This window comes from Streptomyces sp. Rer75, from assembly GCF_013414305.1.
In the GTDB taxonomy this organism is placed as follows: domain Bacteria; phylum Actinomycetota; class Actinomycetes; order Streptomycetales; family Streptomycetaceae; genus Streptomyces; species Streptomyces himastatinicus.
In genome coordinates this window covers 3,568,377-3,586,872 of record NZ_CP058693.1, presented here as the reverse complement: position 1 = coordinate 3,586,872, position 18,496 = coordinate 3,568,377, and the positions used below count along the sequence as shown (strand labels likewise).

Annotated in this window: 15 protein-coding genes and 1 tRNA gene; 11 read left to right on the top strand and 5 right to left on the bottom strand. The window is 71.4% G+C overall.

Annotated elements, in window-relative coordinates:
• Window positions 1–632: 632 nt before the first annotated feature.
• Together HYQ63_RS15280 and HYQ63_RS15275 are read left to right on the top strand one after the other, a co-directional pair.
• Window positions 633–1,034: a hypothetical protein gene (locus tag HYQ63_RS15280; RefSeq protein ID WP_179934317.1), complete on the top strand. Its 402-nt coding sequence runs from the start codon at window positions 633–635 to the stop codon at window positions 1,032–1,034.
• Window positions 1,034–1,957: a DNA methyltransferase gene (locus HYQ63_RS15275; protein ID WP_179934316.1), complete on the top strand. Its 924-nt coding sequence runs from the start codon at window positions 1,034–1,036 to the stop codon at window positions 1,955–1,957. Before HYQ63_RS15280 ends, HYQ63_RS15275 begins: the two co-directional genes overlap by 1 nt.
• A gap of 713 nt (window positions 1,958–2,670) precedes the next feature.
• Here the strand turns inward: HYQ63_RS15275 and HYQ63_RS44665 are convergent.
• Window positions 2,671–3,162 (bottom strand): hypothetical protein, encoded by a 492-nt coding sequence (locus HYQ63_RS44665; protein ID WP_257231862.1) that lies wholly within the window; start codon window positions 3,160–3,162, stop codon window positions 2,671–2,673.
• Between HYQ63_RS44665 and HYQ63_RS15270 the strand changes: the two genes are divergently transcribed.
• The gene (locus HYQ63_RS15270) at window positions 3,118–4,467 is read left to right on the top strand and encodes a recombinase family protein (RefSeq protein ID WP_257232609.1); all 1,350 of its coding nucleotides are present in this window, start codon (window positions 3,118–3,120) and stop codon (window positions 4,465–4,467) included. The two genes, HYQ63_RS44665 and HYQ63_RS15270, sit on opposite strands and share 45 nt — an antisense overlap.
• Here HYQ63_RS15270 and HYQ63_RS15265 read toward each other — a convergent pair.
• Window positions 4,426–4,501, bottom strand: a tRNA-Arg gene (locus tag HYQ63_RS15265). The genes HYQ63_RS15270 and HYQ63_RS15265 overlap by 42 nt on opposite strands.
• 405 nt (window positions 4,502–4,906) lie before the next feature.
• On the opposite strand from HYQ63_RS15265, the gene HYQ63_RS15260 reads away from it, so the two are divergent.
• From HYQ63_RS15260 to HYQ63_RS15230, 7 genes are all read left to right on the top strand, one after another.
• Entirely contained in the window at window positions 4,907–6,520 is a 1,614-nt protein-coding gene (locus tag HYQ63_RS15260; protein WP_179940111.1) for a dynamin family protein, read from the top strand.
• A gap of 6 nt (window positions 6,521–6,526) precedes the next feature.
• A complete protein-coding gene (locus tag HYQ63_RS15255; RefSeq protein WP_179934315.1) occupies window positions 6,527–8,500 on the top strand; it encodes a GTPase in 1,974 nt (657 codons plus the stop codon).
• A gap of 168 nt (window positions 8,501–8,668) precedes the next feature.
• Window positions 8,669–9,103 (top strand): single-stranded DNA-binding protein, encoded by a 435-nt coding sequence (locus tag HYQ63_RS15250; RefSeq protein ID WP_179934314.1) that lies wholly within the window; start codon window positions 8,669–8,671, stop codon window positions 9,101–9,103.
• Between the two features lie 207 nt (window positions 9,104–9,310).
• Entirely contained in the window at window positions 9,311–10,741 is a 1,431-nt protein-coding gene (locus HYQ63_RS15245; protein WP_179934313.1) for a Cys-Gln thioester bond-forming surface protein, read from the top strand.
• Window positions 10,742–10,985: 244 nt separating this feature from the next.
• Complete coding sequence (gene ettA, locus HYQ63_RS15240) at window positions 10,986–12,650, top strand: energy-dependent translational throttle protein EttA (protein ID WP_179934312.1); 1,665 nt, start codon at window positions 10,986–10,988, stop codon at window positions 12,648–12,650.
• A 4-nt stretch (window positions 12,651–12,654) separates the two neighbouring features.
• A complete protein-coding gene (locus tag HYQ63_RS15235) occupies window positions 12,655–13,128 on the top strand; it encodes a thioesterase family protein (RefSeq protein ID WP_179934311.1) in 474 nt (157 codons plus the stop codon).
• On the top strand, window positions 13,125–13,916 hold the full coding sequence (locus HYQ63_RS15230) for a hypothetical protein (protein WP_179934310.1): 792 nt from the start codon (window positions 13,125–13,127) through the stop codon (window positions 13,914–13,916). Before HYQ63_RS15235 ends, HYQ63_RS15230 begins: the two co-directional genes overlap by 4 nt.
• 23 nt (window positions 13,917–13,939) lie before the next feature.
• Here the strand turns inward: HYQ63_RS15230 and HYQ63_RS15225 are convergent, their stop codons facing one another.
• The gene (locus HYQ63_RS15225; RefSeq protein WP_009717881.1) at window positions 13,940–14,344 is read right to left on the bottom strand and encodes a globin; all 405 of its coding nucleotides are present in this window, start codon (window positions 14,342–14,344) and stop codon (window positions 13,940–13,942) included.
• Window positions 14,345–14,652: 308 nt separating this feature from the next.
• Here HYQ63_RS15225 and HYQ63_RS15220 point away from each other — a divergent pair, with 308 nt between their 5' ends.
• Complete coding sequence (locus HYQ63_RS15220; RefSeq protein ID WP_179934309.1) at window positions 14,653–15,696, top strand: methyltransferase domain-containing protein; 1,044 nt, start codon at window positions 14,653–14,655, stop codon at window positions 15,694–15,696.
• Between the two features lie 66 nt (window positions 15,697–15,762).
• On the opposite strand, the gene HYQ63_RS15215 is transcribed toward HYQ63_RS15220, so the two are convergent.
• Together HYQ63_RS15215 and HYQ63_RS15210 are read right to left on the bottom strand one after the other, a co-directional pair.
• Window positions 15,763–17,016, bottom strand: coding sequence for an FHA domain-containing protein (locus tag HYQ63_RS15215; protein WP_179934308.1), 1,254 nt, complete (start codon window positions 17,014–17,016; stop codon window positions 15,763–15,765).
• Between the two features lie 60 nt (window positions 17,017–17,076).
• Window positions 17,077–18,444 (bottom strand): VWA domain-containing protein, encoded by a 1,368-nt coding sequence (locus HYQ63_RS15210; RefSeq protein WP_179934307.1) that lies wholly within the window; start codon window positions 18,442–18,444, stop codon window positions 17,077–17,079.
• Between the last annotated feature and the right edge of the window lie 52 nt (window positions 18,445–18,496).

The following is an 18,496-nucleotide window of genomic DNA, read 5'->3' as shown; positions in this document are numbered from 1 at the left end:
GGAGTGAGTTCAGTCCAGCGGTGTCCAAAATCGGCCCGGATCCCGGTCTTTTCTGGTGTCCATGCAGCGCTACGGAACCCAGGAGAGTGGGTATGACACGCAACCGTCGAGGTATCAGGCCACGCCAAGACGCAGAGGGGCATCCCCAGCAGGGCCCCTCTGGTCGGCGGGACATCGGGGGCGCCCAGGCCGGTTCGTCCCGGAGCGCGCTGTGGGGGCGCTGGGCGCGCCCCGGGTCGGTCTGGCCCGTTGCACTGGAGCAGGGCCACTTAGAAGCAGACGCTCTCCCTGCGTGGCTTCTCGGAGCCATCGTCAAGATCGTCGCTCTCTACAGTGAACCGGGGCAGCGGGTACTGCTTCTGGTCTCGCCCACCCGCCATGGTGAGTCCACGGCCGAACCGGAACTCTCTCCGGGCCCGCCCGAGTCAGGATCCGGTCTGCTGACCGGACTGGCCGACGCAGCCCAGACCGCGGCCCGACTCGACCGTACCGTCCACGTGCGCACCACTCCGTCCTCTGGGAGCCCACAGTCCGGATCCGGACTCACCCACCAGTCGGGGTTCGGACTCCTCCCACAACTGCCCGACCCGACACCGACTCCCACCGACCCGCCTGCGGACCCGGACTCGACCGTGGTCGGTCCGGATCGCTACGACGTTGTGATCACATTCGTCGACCCACGTGACCCTGACTGGGCCGCCGACACCCCGTGGCATGAGCTTCTGATGCCAAGCGGGACCCTGGCATTCATCACCCACAGTGACCATCAACTGGGGCGTCTGATCGACCCCAGCAGCCTGCTGACGCACACCGCGCACCGCGCGGGGCTCATCGCCTTCGATCACATCGTGCTGCTGGAGATCCCGGTCCGCCGCGGCACCCTGACCACCCGTCGAGCCCGCGATCCGAAAACCTGGCCTTCGCCGGCCTCAAGCGATGGCGTGGGGACACGCCATGTCCGCGTTCACTCCGACCTGTACTTGTTCACGCGCCCCCGGACCGAGCCAGGCACCGAAGCTGAGGAGACGCGCTGATGACACACCGGTTCCCGCCGCTGTGCTGGATAGGTCCGCCGTTCTCGGTGTGGGCCACCGGACAGGACGACGGACGCATCCAGCTCGCACGAGGCCCCTACGGTTCGGCCACAACCCAGGACACGGCCCGCATCCCGCCGACCATCGCCGCCTACGCCATCGCCACCTATACCCGCCCCGGTGACACTGTGCTCGATCCCGACTGCGGCGCAGGCACCGTCCTCATTGAAGCCCTGCGCGCCGGACGACACGCCATCGGGATCACCGGCCACCATAAGTGGCGGTCCATCGCCCGTGCCAACGTCACGGCCGCCAAACGCGACGGCGCCGTGCCGGATGGAACGGTGCTCGACGGCCCTCCCGACGCCACCGCCGTGCGCCATGCGGGGCTGGCCAGCCACAGCGACCTGCTCCTCACCGCATGGCGTCCCCCTCTGCGCTCCCGCGCGCACGGGGCAGATGAGCTCGATTGGGGCACCGAGATGGCCGCTGAGGAGGGCACGGCCACGGATCGCCTCCATGTGCTGCTAGTCCAGTGTCATGCGATGCTGCGGCCCGGCGGCCACGTGATCATTGTGGTCCCGCGACGCCGCAGCCGCGATGCCCTGCTCGATCTGCCGGGGTATGTGGTGCGCGCTGGGCAGGCGGGCGGACTGATACCGGTGGAGCGGTGCGTCGCGCTGTTGGGCGAGCTGCGAGGCTCCCGGCTCGTAGCGCGCGCTTCAGCGGCCCAGCACCGCAGCGCCGCTCGCCACGAGCGAGCCCTCGGGCAGCCGATCATGCTGCCCGCCCACCAGGATGTGCTGATCTTCCAGACTCCCCGCCAGGCCGCTGCCGCAGCGCTGTCTCAGCCGCTGTCCGGGCCCAGCCTGCTTCACCGCCATGAGGGGGTGGCCCTCTCACGAGGGAGTGCCGCTGCGTGAATCTCCCGTACTACACCGACGATTCACTCACCCCCTATACGGGACGCGGTCGAGGTGCTGCGTGACCTCCCGGATGACTGCGCGGAGGACCGGGCTGTCCGCACGCCAGTTGGGCCGCTCCTACCTCGGAATCGAGCTCAACTCGGCCTTCCACGCCCTCGCCACAGCGCAACTACAGCGCATGCGCGACAACTTGCCGACACAGGAGATCCCGTCGATTAGCAACCGGAGGCGGTGTGAAAGCAATCGATTATTCCCTGCATGTTCGCCGACTGCTGTGTAACCACCCGGGGCCTCCTTTCTTGCCCGGCCGACGGTACGCTCTTAGGCCCGAAAATGGGCTTGAGCAGCTGCTTTCGTGCTGCGGACGGTGGCGGTCAAGGCAGTCCGTATACCAAATTCAAGATCACATATTGGTGGGACGGGGAAGGGCCAGCCGTGGCTGAGTGCACCGACCCGCGCGCCGAGCGCCCTGCCCTTCCCGCGCCCGCTGACTCTCCTCGAATGGTGTTCGAAATCCGCCACGTGGAGGGTTCAGAAGGAGAACAGCTGCGATTGGAACAGGCCCAAGCGATAAGGGAGGTGATGGAATGGGTAGCCCAGAAGCGATCCGAGTCTGGGCACAGAAACGCCGCATAGCGCACTCCGGAGAGGCGGCAGGTGCCTCTGACGTCAAACCACAGCTCATGCGCGTGGCATGGATGGGGCGTACTTCAAACCGCGACCTGCAGGACCCCACGCTGTCCCTGCCTCGTCAGCTGCGCAACTGCCAGCAGGTCCTGCCAGAAGATGCACTGATCGTCGTTCACTTTTACGACGTGGAATCCGGGCGTATGAGCCTCGCACAGCGTGGTCGAGGTCATGCTCACGAGCAATTCCAGATCCCGATCCCCCGGGACGGCAGCATCCAAGACTTGCTGGAAGAAGCAGAACGCTCGGATCGCCGGTTCGATGCAGTGATCTGCGAATCGGTGGAGCGAATCGCCCGTACCACCTACTTCGGCACCAAGATCGAGTACGAGCTCGAACAAGCCGGAGTGCCCCTGCTGGCCTCCGACGAGCCGATCCGGGCTGACGGCGGCGCCCGCAAGGGCAAGACCGCGACACAGGTTCTCACGCGCCGGGTCAAGCAAGGTGTGGCCGAGTGGTACGTCACCGAGATGTTGGAGAAGTCCTGGGCGGGCTTCGAGATCCACACCGAGCACGGCTATAACGTCGGCAAGCCCTGCTACGGCTACTGCGCCAGGCACGTGCCTCACCCCGTACCTGCCAAGCGGGCCAAGGGCGTCAAGAAAACGCTGCTGGAGCCGCATCCCTTTGAGGGCCCAGTCGTAGCCAAGATCTTCCTATGGAGGGTCGTAGAGCAGCTCGGGTACCAGACCATCGCTGACCGCCTCAACGAGGATTTGATCACTAACCCACCGCCCACTCCCATCCTGGTTGATACTGCGGTGGGGCGATGGACCCACTCCAACGTCCGAGACATCCTGACCAACCCCAAGTACACCGGACACATGGTGTGGAACCGTCGAGCGCGTAAGGGCGGCGGGAGAAACCGGCCGAACCCGGTGGAAGAGTGGGTGTGGTCTCCGGAGCCTGTCCACGAGGCTCTGGTGAGCCTGGAGGCGTTCGTTCAGGCTCAGCAAGTCGCCGAGCATCGTGAACGCTCACGCAGCACTCCAGGGACTAACAAGCATCCCCGGGCCCAGCGCACCTATCGGCTTCGAAGCTATCTCTTCTGTCCGCTGTGCGGCCGCCGCTTCTACGGCAAGACCTCCAAGGGCGTCAGCTACTACGTGTGTGCCCCGAAGAAGGCCAATCGCCCTGACGACCACCCACCCAGCATCTGGGTCAAGGAAGACACCATCCTCAACGGGCTGACTGACTTCTTGTCTACACACGTCTTCGGCCCGTACCGACATGAACTGCTCACAACGCACCTGACCACCCTCGATGCCGCCCAGCAGCAAGAACGTGCGCAGCGCATCGATAGCTTGCGCAAGGCCATCACCGAGACCGACACAAAACGGAAGCGCTTGATCCGCAGCCTGGAGAACATTGACGAGCCGAGTCAAGACCTCATCCAGGACATCAACGAGCGGCGCGCCGAGCTAGGGGCTCACCGTGACGATCTCCAGCAACAGCTCGATGAGCTTGAGGGTGAAGCCCATCAGGCACCGAACCCTGACCTGCTGGCCTGCCTGCCGATCTCACCCATCGATCTGGCCGGACTCCCCGACGCGATCTCCAGGCGTCTCTTCGAAGCACTCCGTCTGGAGATCTTCTACGACAGGGGCGCGAACGTCGTCTCGTATGCCGTCACCCTAACCGGTGAGACGGTCAAGGCTGTGGCTCGTACCGCTCAGGAGGCGGCTGCGGCCCCGGAGGACTACGCTTCCGCTTCCCGGAACGAGAAGGAGTGCGAGATGAAGACAGGACGTGCTGTCCCTCCTCGCCACCCTTCTGTGTGGCGCCCCCGGCAGGACTCGAACCTGCGGCCAAGCGCTTAGAAGGCGCCTGCTCTATCCACTGAGCTACGGGGGCCGGTGGTGGGCCTTGGAACTGCTGAGCCCCCGGGTGCCGACGGGCCCGCGGTGCGGCCGTGGTGCCGGTGGCCGGGCGCGGCGGATCCGTGACCTTGCCGGGGACAAGGATAGGGCTCCCTGCACCTCGCCCCGGTTGCTTCACCTCCGTGGCACGTTGTGGAGGTTCGGTGAAGCGGTCCGATAATCGCAGGCAGGTACGAAACTCGCATCGTTTTTCACGCCTCAAGCGGCGGGTGTTGTCTACTCGTTATGCCTGAGCCCCGCCCGTCACGCCTGCCTCGTGTCCGATCGGACCGGCCTCGTGTCCGATCTGAGGTGATCCGGGTGGGTCTCTTTGACGCGCACGAATGAGCATACGCTTCAAAAAGACATCAAAACCGGGCATTCTTCGCATGTGGCGATCTTGGACGTACGGCCCCGGCTGCTCGACGCGCTGACCGCACTGCGCGACCGCGTTGACGCCGCACGGTTTCCGCTCCCCCTTCCCGGCGCCGACCGCGCTCGCCGCAGCCGTGCCGAGTTGCTTGCTCAACTGGACGACTACCTCGTGCCCCGGTTGCGCGCCCCCGAAGCGCCTCTCCTGGCGGTGATCGGCGGATCGACCGGAGCCGGGAAGTCCACGCTGGTCAATTCCCTGGTCGGGCGGCGGGTGACGGAGGCCGGGGTGCTGCGGCCGACGACCCGTACGCCGGTGCTGGTCTGCCACCCCGACGATCACTCCTGGTTCGCCGGGAAGCGGGTGCTGCCGCAGCTCACCAGGGTGTGGGTCCCGGCCCAGGGAGACCGGGCGGAGGGGCCGTACGACGAGGAGGAACGGGCCCGCGAGGGCGAGGGGCCCGCCGCGCTGCGGATCGAGACCGATCCGGGGCTCGCCCGGGGCCTCGCGCTGCTCGACGCGCCCGACATCGACTCGCTCGTCGCCCGCAACCGCGATCTCGCCGCCGAGCTGATCTGCGCCGCCGACATCTGGGTGCTGGTCACCACGGCCACCCGGTACGCCGACGCCGTCCCCTGGCATCTGCTGCGGACCGCCAAGGAATACGACGTGACACTTGTCACGGTGCTCGACCGGGTGCCGCACCAGGTCGCCGCCGAGGTCTCCCGGCAGTACGCCGCGCTCCTTGACGAGGCCGGGCTCGGCGACGTGCCCCGCTTCACCATCCCCGAGCTGCCCGAGTCGGCGGGCGGCGGCAGCGGGCTGCTCCCGGCCACCGCCGTCGCCGCGCTGCGCGGCTGGCTCACCCAGCACGCCCAGGACCCGCAGGCCCGTAACGTCGCCGCCGCCCGCACCGCGGCCGGTGTCCTCGCCTCGCTCCAGGCCCGGATGCCCGCACTGGCCGGTGCGGCGGCCGCCCAGCACGCCGCGGCGGTGCGGCTGATCCAGCGGGTCGAGGGGGCGTACGCGGAGGCCGCCGAGCGGGTGCGGCGGGAGATCGCCGCGGGCGCGGCGCTCGCGGGCGGCGCGCTCACCCACTGGCACGGCCAGCCGCGCGACAGCACCCCCCAGGAGCTTCTCGCGGCGCTCACCGAATCCCTCGCCACCCTGCTGCGCAGCGCGGCGGCAGCCGCCGCCGACCGGATCGCCGAGGCGGGGAAGCGGGACCCGGCCGCACGGACCGGGCTCGCCCCGGCCGACGCGCGCGAGGCCGGGGAACGGATCGGCGTGGCCGTACGGCGCTGGCAGCGCTGCGTCGAGGAACTGGCCGAGGAGGAGACCCGCGCCCGGATCCCCGACGGCGGAGCCGACGCCTCCGACGAGGTCGCCGCCCTGCTGGTCGCCTCCCTGCTGGGAGGGCGGCGGGCCCGTAAGGCGGGCGAACGGCTCGCCGAGACGCTGGGCGCGCACCGCGCGCTGCGGCTGGGCGACCGCGGCGGGCGGCTGCTCGACGGCTGCGTCGCGCGCGTCCTGGAGACGGAGCGCGACCGGCGGCTGGCGCCCCTCGACGGCCTCGACGTGACCCCGGACCACCAGGTCCAGCTGATCGCCGCGCTGTCCCTACTACAGAAGGAGAGGTGACCGAAGGTGACGGCCACTGCTGCCGGTCTGGACGGCGGGGATGGGGGCGGGGGCGAGGCGGCTTCCGCGGAGGCGGTGCGGACGCGGCAGACCTGGGACGACGGGCTGATCGCCCGCCGCGCCGGGAGACGGGCCGCCCGCCGCGCCCCCCGGGAGACGTTCGGCACGGAGGCCCCGGCGGCGTGGACCGCCGCCGGGAGCGAGCCGCGGGAGGCGGGCGGGTCGGCCGGGTCGCAAGGGGCGTACGGGGCGGCCGGGGCGTACGCCTCGTACGGGTCCCGCGATGCGTCTGAGCCCGGCGAGCCGTCGTACGAGTCCTACGGCTCCCGCGACCCCTACAAGGCGTACGAGGCCTACGAGGCATACGCCTCGTACGAGCGGCCCTTCGGGCCCGGCGCCCGCAGCTTCGCCGCGGGCAGTCTGCGGCCGCGCCTGGACGCCCTGCGCCAGCTCGTGGGGCTGTCCCGCACCCGGCTGGACGGACGCACCCTCGCCGGGGCCGGGCGGGTCCTGGACGAGGCCGCCGCGCGCGGACGCCATCCGCTCGGGCACACCGTCGTCGCCCTCGCCGGAGCCACCGGAAGCGGTAAGTCGACACTCTTCAACGCCCTCGCCGGGGCGCCGCTCTCCGAGTGCGGGATCCGGCGGCCGACCACCGCCGCGCCGCTCTCCTGCGCCTGGACCGATCACGCCGACGGGCTGCTGGACCGGCTCGGCATCCCGCATGCGGACCGGCGCCGTCCGGCGTATCCGTACGATCCCGCGCTGCGCGGCCTCGTCCTGCTCGACCTGCCCGACCACGACTCGGCCGCCCCGGGCCACCGGGACCGGGTGGACCGGCTGCTGGGGCTGGTCGACGCGGTGGTGTGGGTGGTGGACCCCGAGAAGTACGCGGACGCGGTGCTGCACGAGCGCTATCTGCGGCCGCTCGCCGGTTATGCGGAGGTGACGTTCGTCGTCCTCAACCAGGTGGACCGGCTGCCGGGCGACGCCGCCGACCAGGTGCTGGACGATCTGCGGCGGCTGCTGGACGAGGACGGGCTGGCGCTCGGCGAACACGGGGAGCCGGGCGCGGCGGTGCTCGCCCTGTCCGCGCTCACCGGGGAGGGGGTCGGGGAGCTGCGGGAGATGCTGGGCGGGCTCGCGGCCGAATGCGGCGCGGCGGAGCGACGGCTCGCGGCGGACGTGGACGGCACGACGGCGCGGCTGCGGCCGCAGTACGTGGCGGACGGGGCACCCGCCGGGTTCACCGGCCGGGCGCGGGCGGAGTTCGAGGACCGGCTGGCGGAGGCGGCGGGCGCGGCGGCGACCGGGCAGGCCGCGGAGCGGGCCTGGCTGCGGGACGCGCGGAAGGCGTGCGGGACGCCGTGGGGGCGGCTGGCGCGGGGCGGCCGGAGGGCTGAGGACGAGCGGCCGGTCCCGGGGGCGCGGGCGAAGGCGGCGGCGATGGAGGCGGTCACGGCGCGGCCCGCGGTGGAGGAGGCCGTGCGCACGCTCGCCGACGAGGCCACGGCCGGGCTCCCCGGGCCCTGGGCCCAGGCGGTGCGGGAGGCGGCGGTGTGGGGCGGCCGGGGACTGCCGGAGGCGGTGGACGAGGCGGTGGCGGCCGCCCGGCGCGGACAACGCCTGACGCGGCCCGCGTGGTGGTCGGCGGTGGCGGCGGCCCAGGTGGTGCTGCTGGTGCTCCAGGTGGTGGGGGCGGTCTGGCTGGTGGGGGCCGTGGCGGGGCTGTTCGGCGGGCCGGGGTGGCTGCCCGCGGCGCTGGTGGCGGGCGGCGCGCTGGCCGGGACGGGGCTGGCGTGGGCGTGCGGGTTGGCGGCGCGGGGGCCCGCGCGGCGGTACGGACGGGCGGCTGAGGCACGGCTGCGGGACGCGGCGGTGGGCTGCGGACGGGCGCGGGTGCTGGCGCCGGTGGGGGCGGAGCTGGCGCGGTACCGGGAGGTGCGGGCGCAGTACGTGATCGCGGCGGGGGAGGGGTGAGAACGGGACCGGGCGGCGGTTCACCGGAACGAGCGAGCGGGTTGTCCACAGGCTGGGGGTTGTGCACAGGCTCCGGCGCGGGGATCGCATCGCGGGCAGCATGGGGGTCGGCGGTCCGGTGGGCCGCCGGGGGAGAGCGGGATCGCGGGAGAGCGGGGGAGCGCGGGCATGAACGAGACCTGGACGACGGTGGTGGGGAACGCCGCGACGCGGCCGGATTTCTGGGAGACGGCGGCCGGGGTCGCGGTGGCCCGGTTCCGGCTGGCGGCGACGGTGCGCCGCTGGGACCGGAAGAGCGAGGGGTGGGTGGACGCGTATACGAGCTTCTACACGGTCTGGACCTGGCGGACCCTCGCGGCGAACGTGGCCGCTTCGGTGTCGCTCGGCGAACCGCTGCTGGTCCATGGCACCTTGCGGGTGCGTGAGCGGGAGAAGGAGCGGGAGGGCGCGGGGGAGGGGGAGGGCGGGCCCAAGCGGTGGATCACCGCGGAGATCGACGCGGCGGCGGTCGGGCACGATCTCACGCGCGGCACCTCCGCCTTCCGGCGGGTCTCACAGGCCAAACCGCTTTTAAACGTACCGACCGGGGCAACACCCCGCTGACCAGGGGTGATTTATCGATAATCCCAGGTCATATGGGGTCTGTGGGGCAGATAACAATTCCGATTCGGATCGGTTGGCGTCAGGTCCAATCGGGGATCGTGCGGCTTTTCGCTCCCTAGGATCCCTGAGTGCCCAACGGGGGTTACTGAGTTTTGAGTTCGCTGGCGAGGCGCATCAACTGACTGGCGCTCGCCCGGAGGGGAAACCATGATTTCTGTGAAGAGGCGGGGTGCCGCTCGACTTGCGGCCGCCGTTCTGGCATCAGGGCTGGTAGCGGTGGGCGCGCTGGCCGGCGCCGGTGCCGCCGCCGCGGACGATGTGCCTCCGGGAAACGGTGGAGCCACGGCCACGCTGAGCGGCCTCAAGACCTTCGACAAGGCGGTCATCCACGACAAGGGTGACCAGGAGGTCGGCGCCGGTCTCTTCGAGATGGCGGTCGACAACGGCGGCAGCATCCAGACGTACTGCATCGACCTGCACAATCCGACGCAGAGCAAGGCGAAGTACGAAGAGAAGCCCTGGAGCCAGACCTCGCTGGCGAACAACCGCGAAGCGGGCAAGATCAACTGGATTCTCCAGAATTCCTATCCCCAGGTGAACGACCTCGCCGAACTCGCCTCGAAGGCGGGCTCCGGTGCCCTCACCGAGAAGACCGCGGCCGCCGGTACCCAGGTCGCCATCTGGCGCTTCTCCGACAAGGCGAAGGTCGACGCGGTCGACCCGGCGGCCGAGAAGCTCGCCGACTACCTGGAGGAGAACGCGCGGAACCTGGCCGAGCCCAAGGCCTCGCTGAGCCTCGACCCGCCGGCCGTCTCCGGCAAGGCCGGTGAGCGGCTCGGTCCGGTCACGGTCCGCACCAACGCCGAGAGCGTCACCCTCACCCCGGGCACCGAGGCCGCCGGATCCGGCGTCAAGCTCGTCGACAAGAGCGGCAAGACGATCACCAGCGCCGCCAACGGCGGCGAGGTCTACGTCGACGTGCCGTCCGACGCGGCCGACGGCTCCACCACGCTGACCGCCCAGGCCGCCACCAAGGTTCCGGTCGGCCGCGCGTTCTCCAGCGACACCAAGAGCCAGACGCAGATACTCGCCGGTTCCAGCGAGAGCACCGTCTCCGCCTCGGCCACCGCCCACTGGGTGGAGAAGGGCGCGGTCCCGGCCGTCACCGCCGAGAAGGACTGCGCCGAGGGCGGTGTGGACGTCACGGCGACCAACAAGGGCGACGAGGCGTTCACCTTCACGCTGCTGAACCAGAAGTACACGGTCGAGGCCGGTCAGTCGAAGACCGTCACCGTTCCGGTGAACGAGGACCAGAGCTACAAGTTCAGCGTCCGGGGCCCGAACGGATTCCAGAAGACCTTCTCCGGCGTCCTCGACTGCAAGACCGCGGGCAGCGGCAGCGGCGGCAGCGACACCCCCTCCTCCCAGGCGGGCCCGGCGTCGGCCGGCGGCACCGGCGGCGGCGAGGTCGCCAGCGGTGACACCACGGCCGTCGACGACACCGACGGCGGTGACCTCGCCGAGACCGGCAGCAGCAGCTCCACCCCGCTGATCGCGGGCATCGCCATCGCGCTCGTCGTGGTCGGCGGCGGCGCGATCTTCTTCGTCCGCACCAAGAAGGCCCCCTCGGGCGAGTGACCGCCCGGCGGGGTGACCGCCGACGACGGACGGTGAGGAAGGGCCGGGGCCTCGGCAGAATGCGGGGTTCCGGCCCTTCCTGCCGGGGCGGCCGCCCCGGACGGCGGAACAACTGGTTTCCGCCTCGGGCCTGCCGTACGGCAAGATGGGGTGGGGTGTCTCTGCCCTGGACGCGGCGGAGCCCGCATGCACCCATGCGGCGCGCCCGCACATCGATACCTACCAGATTGCCGGACGGTTTCTCTTGGCTGAGTTCATCTACACCATGCGCAAGGCGCGTAAGGCGCACGGCGACAAGGTGATCCTCGACGACGTCACGCTGAGCTTTTATCCCGGCGCGAAGATCGGTGTCGTGGGCCCCAATGGCGCCGGTAAGTCGACGGTGCTGAAGATCATGGCCGGGCTGGAGCAGCCGTCCAACGGTGACGCCTTCCTCTCGCCGGGCTACAGCGTCGGCATCCTGCTCCAGGAGCCTCCGCTGGACGAGTCCAAGACCGTGCTGGAGAACGTCCAGGACGGCGTGGCGGAGACCAAGGGCAAGCTCGACCGCTTCAACGAGATCGCCGAGCAGATGGCGACCGACTACAGCGACGAGCTGCTCGAGGAGATGGGCAAGCTCCAGGAGGAGCTGGACCACGCCAACGCATGGGACATGGACGCCCAGCTGGAGCAGGCCATGGACGCCCTGGGCTGCCCGCCCGGTGACGCGCCGGTCACCAACCTCTCCGGTGGTGAGAAGCGCCGCGTCGCGCTCTGCAAGCTGCTGCTGGAGGCCCCCGACCTGCTGCTCCTCGACGAGCCCACCAACCACCTGGACGCCGAGTCGGTCCAGTGGCTGGAGCAGCACCTCGCCAAGTACGCGGGCACCGTCGTGGCCATCACCCACGACCGGTACTTCCTGGACAACGTCGCCGAGTGGATCCTGGAGCTGGACCGCGGCCGCGCCATCGGCTACGAGGGCAACTACTCCACGTACCTGGAGAAGAAGCAGGCCCGCCTCAAGGTCGAGGGGCAGAAGGACGCCAAGCGCCAGAAGCGCCTCAAGGAAGAGCTGGAGTGGGTCCGCTCCAACGCCAAGGGGCGCCAGGCGAAGTCCAAGTCCCGGCTGACCCGTTACGAGGAGATGGCCGCCGAGGCCGAGAAGACCCGGAAGCTGGACTTCGAGGAGATCCAGATCCCGCCGGGCCCGCGCCTGGGCAACGTCGTGGTCGAGGTGGAGAACCTCTCCAAGGCGTTCGGCGAGAAGGTCCTCATCGACGACCTCTCGTTCACCCTGCCGCGCAACGGCATCGTCGGCGTCATCGGCCCCAACGGCGCCGGCAAGACCACGCTCTTCAAGATGATCCAGGGCCTGGAGACCGCCGACGCGGGCAAGATCAAGGTCGGCGACACCGTCAAGATCTCCTACGTCGACCAGAGCCGCGCCAACATCGACCCCAAGAAGACGCTGTGGGCGGTCGTCTCCGACGAGCTGGACTACATCAACGTCGGCCAGGTCGAAATGCCGTCCCGCGCCTACGTCTCCGCCTTCGGCTTCAAGGGCCCGGACCAGCAGAAGCCCGCCGGGGTGCTCTCCGGCGGTGAGCGCAACCGCCTCAACCTCGCGCTCACCCTCAAGCAGGGCGGCAACCTGCTGCTCCTCGACGAGCCGACCAACGACCTCGACGTCGAGACCCTGTCCTCCCTGGAGAACGCGCTGCTCGACTTCCCGGGCTGCGCCGTGGTCGTCTCCCACGACCGCTGGTTCCTCGACCGCGTCGCCACCCACATCCTGGCGTACGAGGGCGACTCCAAGTGGTTCTGGTTCGAGGGCAACTTCGAGTCGTACGAGAAGAACAAGATCGAGCGGCTCGGCCCGGACGCCGCCCGTCCGCACCGCGCCACCTACAAGAAGCTCACCCGGGGCTGAGGGGATGGCCCGGCACATCTACTCCTGCCCCCTGCGCTGGTTCGACATGGACGCGTTCGGCCATGTCAACAACGTGGTCTTCCTCCGCTATCTGGAGGAGGCGCGCGTCGACTTCATGTGGCGGCTGGCGCCGGGGAACGGGAGTGACGCGTTCACCGGCGGGGTGGTCGTGGCGCGGCACGAGATCGACTATCTGAAGCCCCTCGTCCACCGGCACACGCCGGTGACCATCGAGACCTGGGTGAAGGAGATCCGCGCCGCCTCCATCGACCTGTGCTACGAGGTCAAGGACGAGGAGACCGTGTACGTGCGGGCCGCCACCCGCATCGTCCCCTTCGACCTCGAAGCGGGCCGGCCGCGCCGCGTCACGTCCGAGGAGGAGAGCTTCCTGACCGACTACCTGGAGCCCGAGCCGGGCACCGGGGAGGCGGCCGGGAAGGGAGCCGGGAAGTCCGCCGAGGGGGCCGTCACCGTATGACGGCCTTCCAGCACGAGCTGCACTTCGCCGACGCCGGGGAGGCGGCCGACCTCGCCGCCTTCCTGGCCCGGCTGATCCACTACGACCGTGCCGCCGCCGTCCGCCTCCAGGCGGGCGGCGGGGTGCTGGCCGTCTTCGGCCGCCCGCCGTCCTTCGAGGTCCTGGCCATCCGTACGGCACGGCTGGAAGCCGTCGTCACCGCGGGCGCCACGGACGCCGGGGCGCCCGGCGGGCCGGGGGCGCTGGACACCACCGTCTCGGCCGGTCAGTTCGCCGACGCGCTGGACGCGGCGGGTTCCGGCACGACGACGGCGTCCGACGGGCTCACCGTCGCCGTTCCGGAGGCCGTCACCGGCCCGCCCTGGGCCGGGGTGCTGCCGCCGCGCGGCGGCTGGCGCCGGGTGCCGGGGCTGCCCGGCGCGGACGAGGTGCGCGCGGCGGTCGCGGCCGCGGTCGCCGAGTTCCGGGCCCGCGACGAGGCGCTCCCCGAGGAGCACCGTACGCGCGCCGAGCGCGACCGCATCGGCCACGAGATCTGGTCCCGCACCCTCGGGGACACCGGGCTGCCGCTGCGCGCCGTGCACGCCGCCCAGTCGCTGGGCTTCCTGCGCCCGGCGCGGGCGGGCGCGCCCGCCGCCACCGGCTTCCGCGGTGCCACCGCCCTCGCCCCGCAGGACGAGCCGCTCGGGCTGCTCGCCGCGGGCGGCTGGCTGCGGCTGCGCACCCCGTACGGCTCGATCGCGGTGCGTACGTCGGGGCTGTCCGGGCTGTCCGTGACGCCCGCCTAGGACGGTCTCGGCCCTGGGCGGCCTCAGCCCTCCGTGTTGACCATGGAGGCGGCCGCGTAGGTGAGGTAGTTCCACAGCTGGCGCTCCAGGTCGGGCGCCAGCTCCAGCTCGTCGACTGCGTCCCGCATGTGCTTCAGCCAGGCGTCATGGGCCGCCCGGTTCACGGTGAACGGCGCGTGGCGCATGCGCAGCCGCGGATGGCCGCGGTTGTCGCTGTAGGTGCGGGGCCCGCCCCAGTACTGCATGAGGAAGAGCACCAGCCGCTCTTCCGCCGGGCCCAGGTCGTCCTCGGGGTACATCGGCCGGAGCAGCGGGTCCTCCGCGACCCCCTGGTAGAAGCGTCGGACCAGGCGCCGGAAGGTCTGCTCGCCGCCGACCAGCTCGTAGAAGGTCTGCTCCTGAAGTGTGCCGCGCGGAATGTCTTTCACGCCTCCATGCTCTCAGACCACCCGGCCTAGGTAAGGGGGCGTAGGGGGTGCCTTGCCGGGCAGGCCGGGCTCCCGACGCCTGGCACGGCACCTCGCGGCCCCGCGCTCGTCGCGCGCAGCGCCGCTGCGCTCTCCTCACGCGGGTTGCGATGCTCCCCCAGCTACCGCTGGGAGGTGCCCCCTGCACCAGACGCCGCTCGCTGATCCGGCCTGACCGACAAGACACCCCCTAGGTGTGCTGTCCGGACAAGGGGCCCGCCCGGCGGACGGAGGTAGCGGGGCGGAGGCGCGCGCAGGACAGTGGAGGCATGGGCGGCGCGGGCGTGACGGAGACGGGCGGCGGGCGCGGACGGACGGGCGACCGGCCCGATCGTCACGCCGAGGCGGCCGCCGTGGCGCGGGCCGGGCTCGTCCGGGAGATGACGGCGGGCGGCGGGCTCACCGATCCGCGGTGGCGGGCGGCGTTCGAGGAGGTCCCGCGCCATCTGTTCGTGCCGTATTACTACGAGGCGGGCGTGGCGGGCGACGAGGGCGGGGCGGCGCTCACCACCCGGCTGTGGCGGGACGACCGGAACCCGCTGCGCCGGGCCCGCTGGCTGGCCGGGGCGTACGCCGACGCGCCCCTGGCGACGCGGGTGCGCGACGGCGAGCTGATCTCCTCCAGCAGCCAGCCGTCCCTGATGGCGCGGATGCTCGACGCGCTGCGGGTGCGGGACGGGGACCGGGTGCTGGAGATCGGCGCGGGCACTGGCTACAACGCGGCGCTGCTCGCCCATCGGCTCGGCGACGCCCGGGTGACGACCGTCGACCTCGACCCGGAGATCACCGAGGCCGCCCGCAGACATCTCGCCGCGGCCGGATTCCGCCCGGCCGTCATCACCGGTGACGGGGCGCGCGGCTGTCCCGCGCGTGCCCCCTACGACCGGATCATCGCGACGTGTGCCCTGCCGTCCGTGCCGTCCGCGTGGCTCGGGCAGTGCCGACCCGGGGCGCTGGTGCTGATGCCGCTGGCCACCGGGCTGATCGTGCTGCGGGTCCGCGACGCCCGGCATGCGGAGGGCCGCTTTCTGACCACCCCCGCGTACTTCGTCCCGCTGCGCGGCAGCGGGCCGCCGCGCCCCGTCCCCACGCACGGGCTGCCGTCGTGGCCGCTGCTGGACGACTCGTTCCGCTTTCTGCTGAACCTGGCCGCGGGACGGCTGGAGCCGGTCGAGGCGCTGGCGCTGTGGGAGCACGAGGGGCGCCCGGGGCGCGAGCGTTACGGGGTCACGGTGCGGGGCGAGCGCCAGTGGGCCTGGCTGGACGACGCGGAGGGCGCGTACGCCTGGCCGCTGGGCGCGGAACCCACCTGATGAGGCCCGGAGCCGCGGCCGGGCCGGGGCCGGGGCGGAACGCGCCCCGGCCCATGAGCCGAAGTCCTAGCTGCGGCGGACGGTGATCGTCGTCCAGGCGCCGACGTGCACCCGGTCGCCGTCCTGGAGCGGTATCGGCACATACGGCTGGATCGGCTCCTCGCCGCCGTTGATCGTCGTGCCGTTCGTCGAGTCCTGGTCGACGACCGCCCAGCCGCCGTCCGGCTGTTGGACGAGGACCGCGTGTTGGTGCGAGACGCCCGGGTCCTCGGGCGCGCGCCCGAGGTCGATGTCCGGCGCTTCGCCCGTGCTGTGACGGCGGCGGCCGATGGTGATCTGCTGGCCGCTGAGCGGCAGTTGCTGCTCGGGGGAGTACGCCGGGAGGTTCAGCCCGGCGGCCTCCGGGCCGCTGCGGTGCATCATCGCCGTGAAGTAGTCACGGTCCGGCGCGACGACCGCCGTCCAGTTCCCGGGCCCGGCCGGGGGCGGCGGCGTGTGCCCGCCGCCCTGTCCGTACGGGCCGGGCGGCGGGGGCGCGCCGGGGCCCGGGTACGCCTCGTTGCCGTACGACGGGGCCGGGGGCGCGGGCGGCTGCGGCGCCTGGGGGTAGCCGTACCCGTAACCCTGCTGCTGCGGCGGGGCCGGAGCAGGCGGTGGCGGCGGGGCGGCGCCCGCGGACGCCTGCGGCGGCGCCAGCGGCCAGTCGTCCTCCCCGCCGCCGAAGGCGGGGCCGGAGGGCTGGTGCGGCTCCGACGGGGACAGCGGCTCGGCCGGGCGGTTGATCTGGGACGGGCGCGAGGCCTGGTACTCGCCGCCGTGCGTCTGGTGCGGCGGCTGCTGGCCGTGCGGCGGCAGCGGCTGCCCCTGCGACGGCGGGCCCTGGTGGCCCAGCGGCGGCTGCCCGTGCGGCTGCGGCGGGCCGGGCGGCGGCGGGAAGCCGCCCTGTCCGGGCGGCGGCGGAGCGTACGAGGTGGGCTGCTGCGTCAGGAAGTTGTAGCGGCACTCCTCACAGAACGGCGCCTGCGCCTCACGCGGCGTACGGCACTGCGGGCACACCTCCGGCTGGTAGCCGCCGTCCGGCTGCGGCGGGGCCGGGTAGCCGTAACCGGAGGAGGGCGCGCCGGGCGGGGGCGGCGGGCCGCCCGGGACCTGGCCGCCGTAGCCGCCGGGGCCGGGCGCACCCGGGCCGCCCGGCATCGGAGGGGGCGGAGGGGGCGGCGGCATGTGGCCGGAGGGCATGGGTGTCCCCGACATCCGGTGGCCACACACCTCGCACCAGTCGTCGGCCGCCGATTGGTGGCCGTTAGGGCAGGTCGGCATGTCGGTGATCCCCCTCTTGTGCCGTTCTTGGCATTTCTGCCGTAACGTGATCTCTTCGTGCTACTTCTTGACGCGAACTGTCTTGGTGGAGCGTGTTTCGAGTGTCATCTCGTCCGCCTCCGCAACCTTCGCTTTCAGTCGCACAGTACCTGCCGCCGCGTCGACGACGTCCACCACCTTCGCAAGCAGTTTCGCCGTGTCCTTGTTCCCCGAAGCGTTCGCCAGCTGTACGGCCCTTCCCAGCTTGGCGGTCGCTCCTTCGACATCGCCGGACTTACGCGCATCCATGCCCTGTTGGATGACCTGTGCCATTTCGGCCTGGCCCGTGTAGTGCGCGACCTGCGGATTCATCGAGGTGGAGGCGGTCATGTCGGTCGTCCACACGGCCCGGACGAGCCCCTGGGACAGCGGGGTCGGAGGGCCTTGGCCGTCCGGCTGCGGCAGGACGAGGGAGACCCGGGCCGCGAGCATTTCCTGGCCGATTTCCGCCGCCGGTACCCGCAGACACACGTGATAATCGCGTGATTCGTCCCCCCATGACCCCGTCGGGTAGTCGCCGGAGCGCGGTCCGGCCTCGGCGCGCCGGCCGGTCAGATCCTCGACCGTGGGTGCGACCTGTTTCACAAACATCACCTCGGCGCCCACCGGGGTCCACAGCCGCAGATGGACGTCGGCGACCTCCTTCCGCATGGCCGTCGCCATCATCTGCGTGAAGTCCGCGGACAGTTCGGCCGGATTCGCCACGATATCGGCCGTTCCGAGCAGGGCGGAGGCGATCCCGGTGACCTCCTTGACCTCCCAGTCGGTGCCGACCCCGCGGGCATCGCAGGTGAAGCGGCCCGCGCAGGCGTCGAGCGCGGCCCGCAGGTCCTCCGGCGTCTCGTGCTCGTTGCGGCCGTCGGTGAGCAGGATGCCGTGCCGGATCGAGACATCCGCGGTGCCCAGCAGCCGGTCGGCGAGCCTCAGCCAGGTGCCGATCGCCGTGCCACCGGCCGCGCCGAGCCGCCGCAGCGCGTCCTTGGCCTCGGCGCGGGTGACCGGATCCGCGGTCGCCAGCCGCCCGTTGCCCGGGAAGACCTCGGCCGCCTTGTGGGTGCCCGCGATCACCGCGAAGGCGACTCCGTCGCGCACCGTGTCGATCGCGGCGGCGGTCGCGTCCCGGGCGTTGCGCATCTTCGTCGGCGGATAGTCCATGGAGCCGGAGCAGTCCACCATGATCACCACGGCGGCGTCGGCCGCGCCGCCGCCCGTGGCGTACCGGCCGGGGGCGGCGACGGGAGCGGGGATCGGCATCCCTCCGGTCGTCCCGCCGCCGGTCGAGGTGACCGTGACGATCGCGTTGACCTCACGGCCTCTCTCCGGGAGGTACTCGTTCTGATAGACGTCGACCGAGAACCGCGGCGCTTGGGACTTGGAGAAAATGGCCATCTGATCCGCTCCTTGGCGCTCCACAGGGACGTATGGGCATCGCGTCGTGCCG

What these genes read in the sequence shown, in the direction of transcription:
- HYQ63_RS15275 (WP_179934316.1), top strand. Translation starts at nt 1,034, where the DNA reads ATGACACACCGGTTCCCGCCGCTGTGCTGGATAGGTCCGCCGTTCTCG.
- HYQ63_RS15270 (WP_257232609.1), top strand. Translation starts at nt 3,118, where the DNA reads ATGTTGGAGAAGTCCTGGGCGGGCTTCGAGATCCACACCGAGCACGGC.
- HYQ63_RS15250 (WP_179934314.1), top strand. Translation starts at nt 8,669, where the DNA reads ATGAACGAGACCTGGACGACGGTGGTGGGGAACGCCGCGACGCGGCCG.
- HYQ63_RS15245 (WP_179934313.1), top strand. Translation starts at nt 9,311, where the DNA reads ATGATTTCTGTGAAGAGGCGGGGTGCCGCTCGACTTGCGGCCGCCGTT.
- HYQ63_RS15235 (WP_179934311.1), top strand. Translation starts at nt 12,655, where the DNA reads ATGGCCCGGCACATCTACTCCTGCCCCCTGCGCTGGTTCGACATGGAC.
- HYQ63_RS15230 (WP_179934310.1), top strand. Translation starts at nt 13,125, where the DNA reads ATGACGGCCTTCCAGCACGAGCTGCACTTCGCCGACGCCGGGGAGGCG.
- HYQ63_RS15220 (WP_179934309.1), top strand. Translation starts at nt 14,653, where the DNA reads ATGGGCGGCGCGGGCGTGACGGAGACGGGCGGCGGGCGCGGACGGACG.
- HYQ63_RS15215 (WP_179934308.1), bottom strand. Translation starts at nt 17,016, where the DNA reads ATGCCGACCTGCCCTAACGGCCACCAATCGGCGGCCGACGACTGGTGC.
- HYQ63_RS15210 (WP_179934307.1), bottom strand. Translation starts at nt 18,444, where the DNA reads ATGGCCATTTTCTCCAAGTCCCAAGCGCCGCGGTTCTCGGTCGACGTC.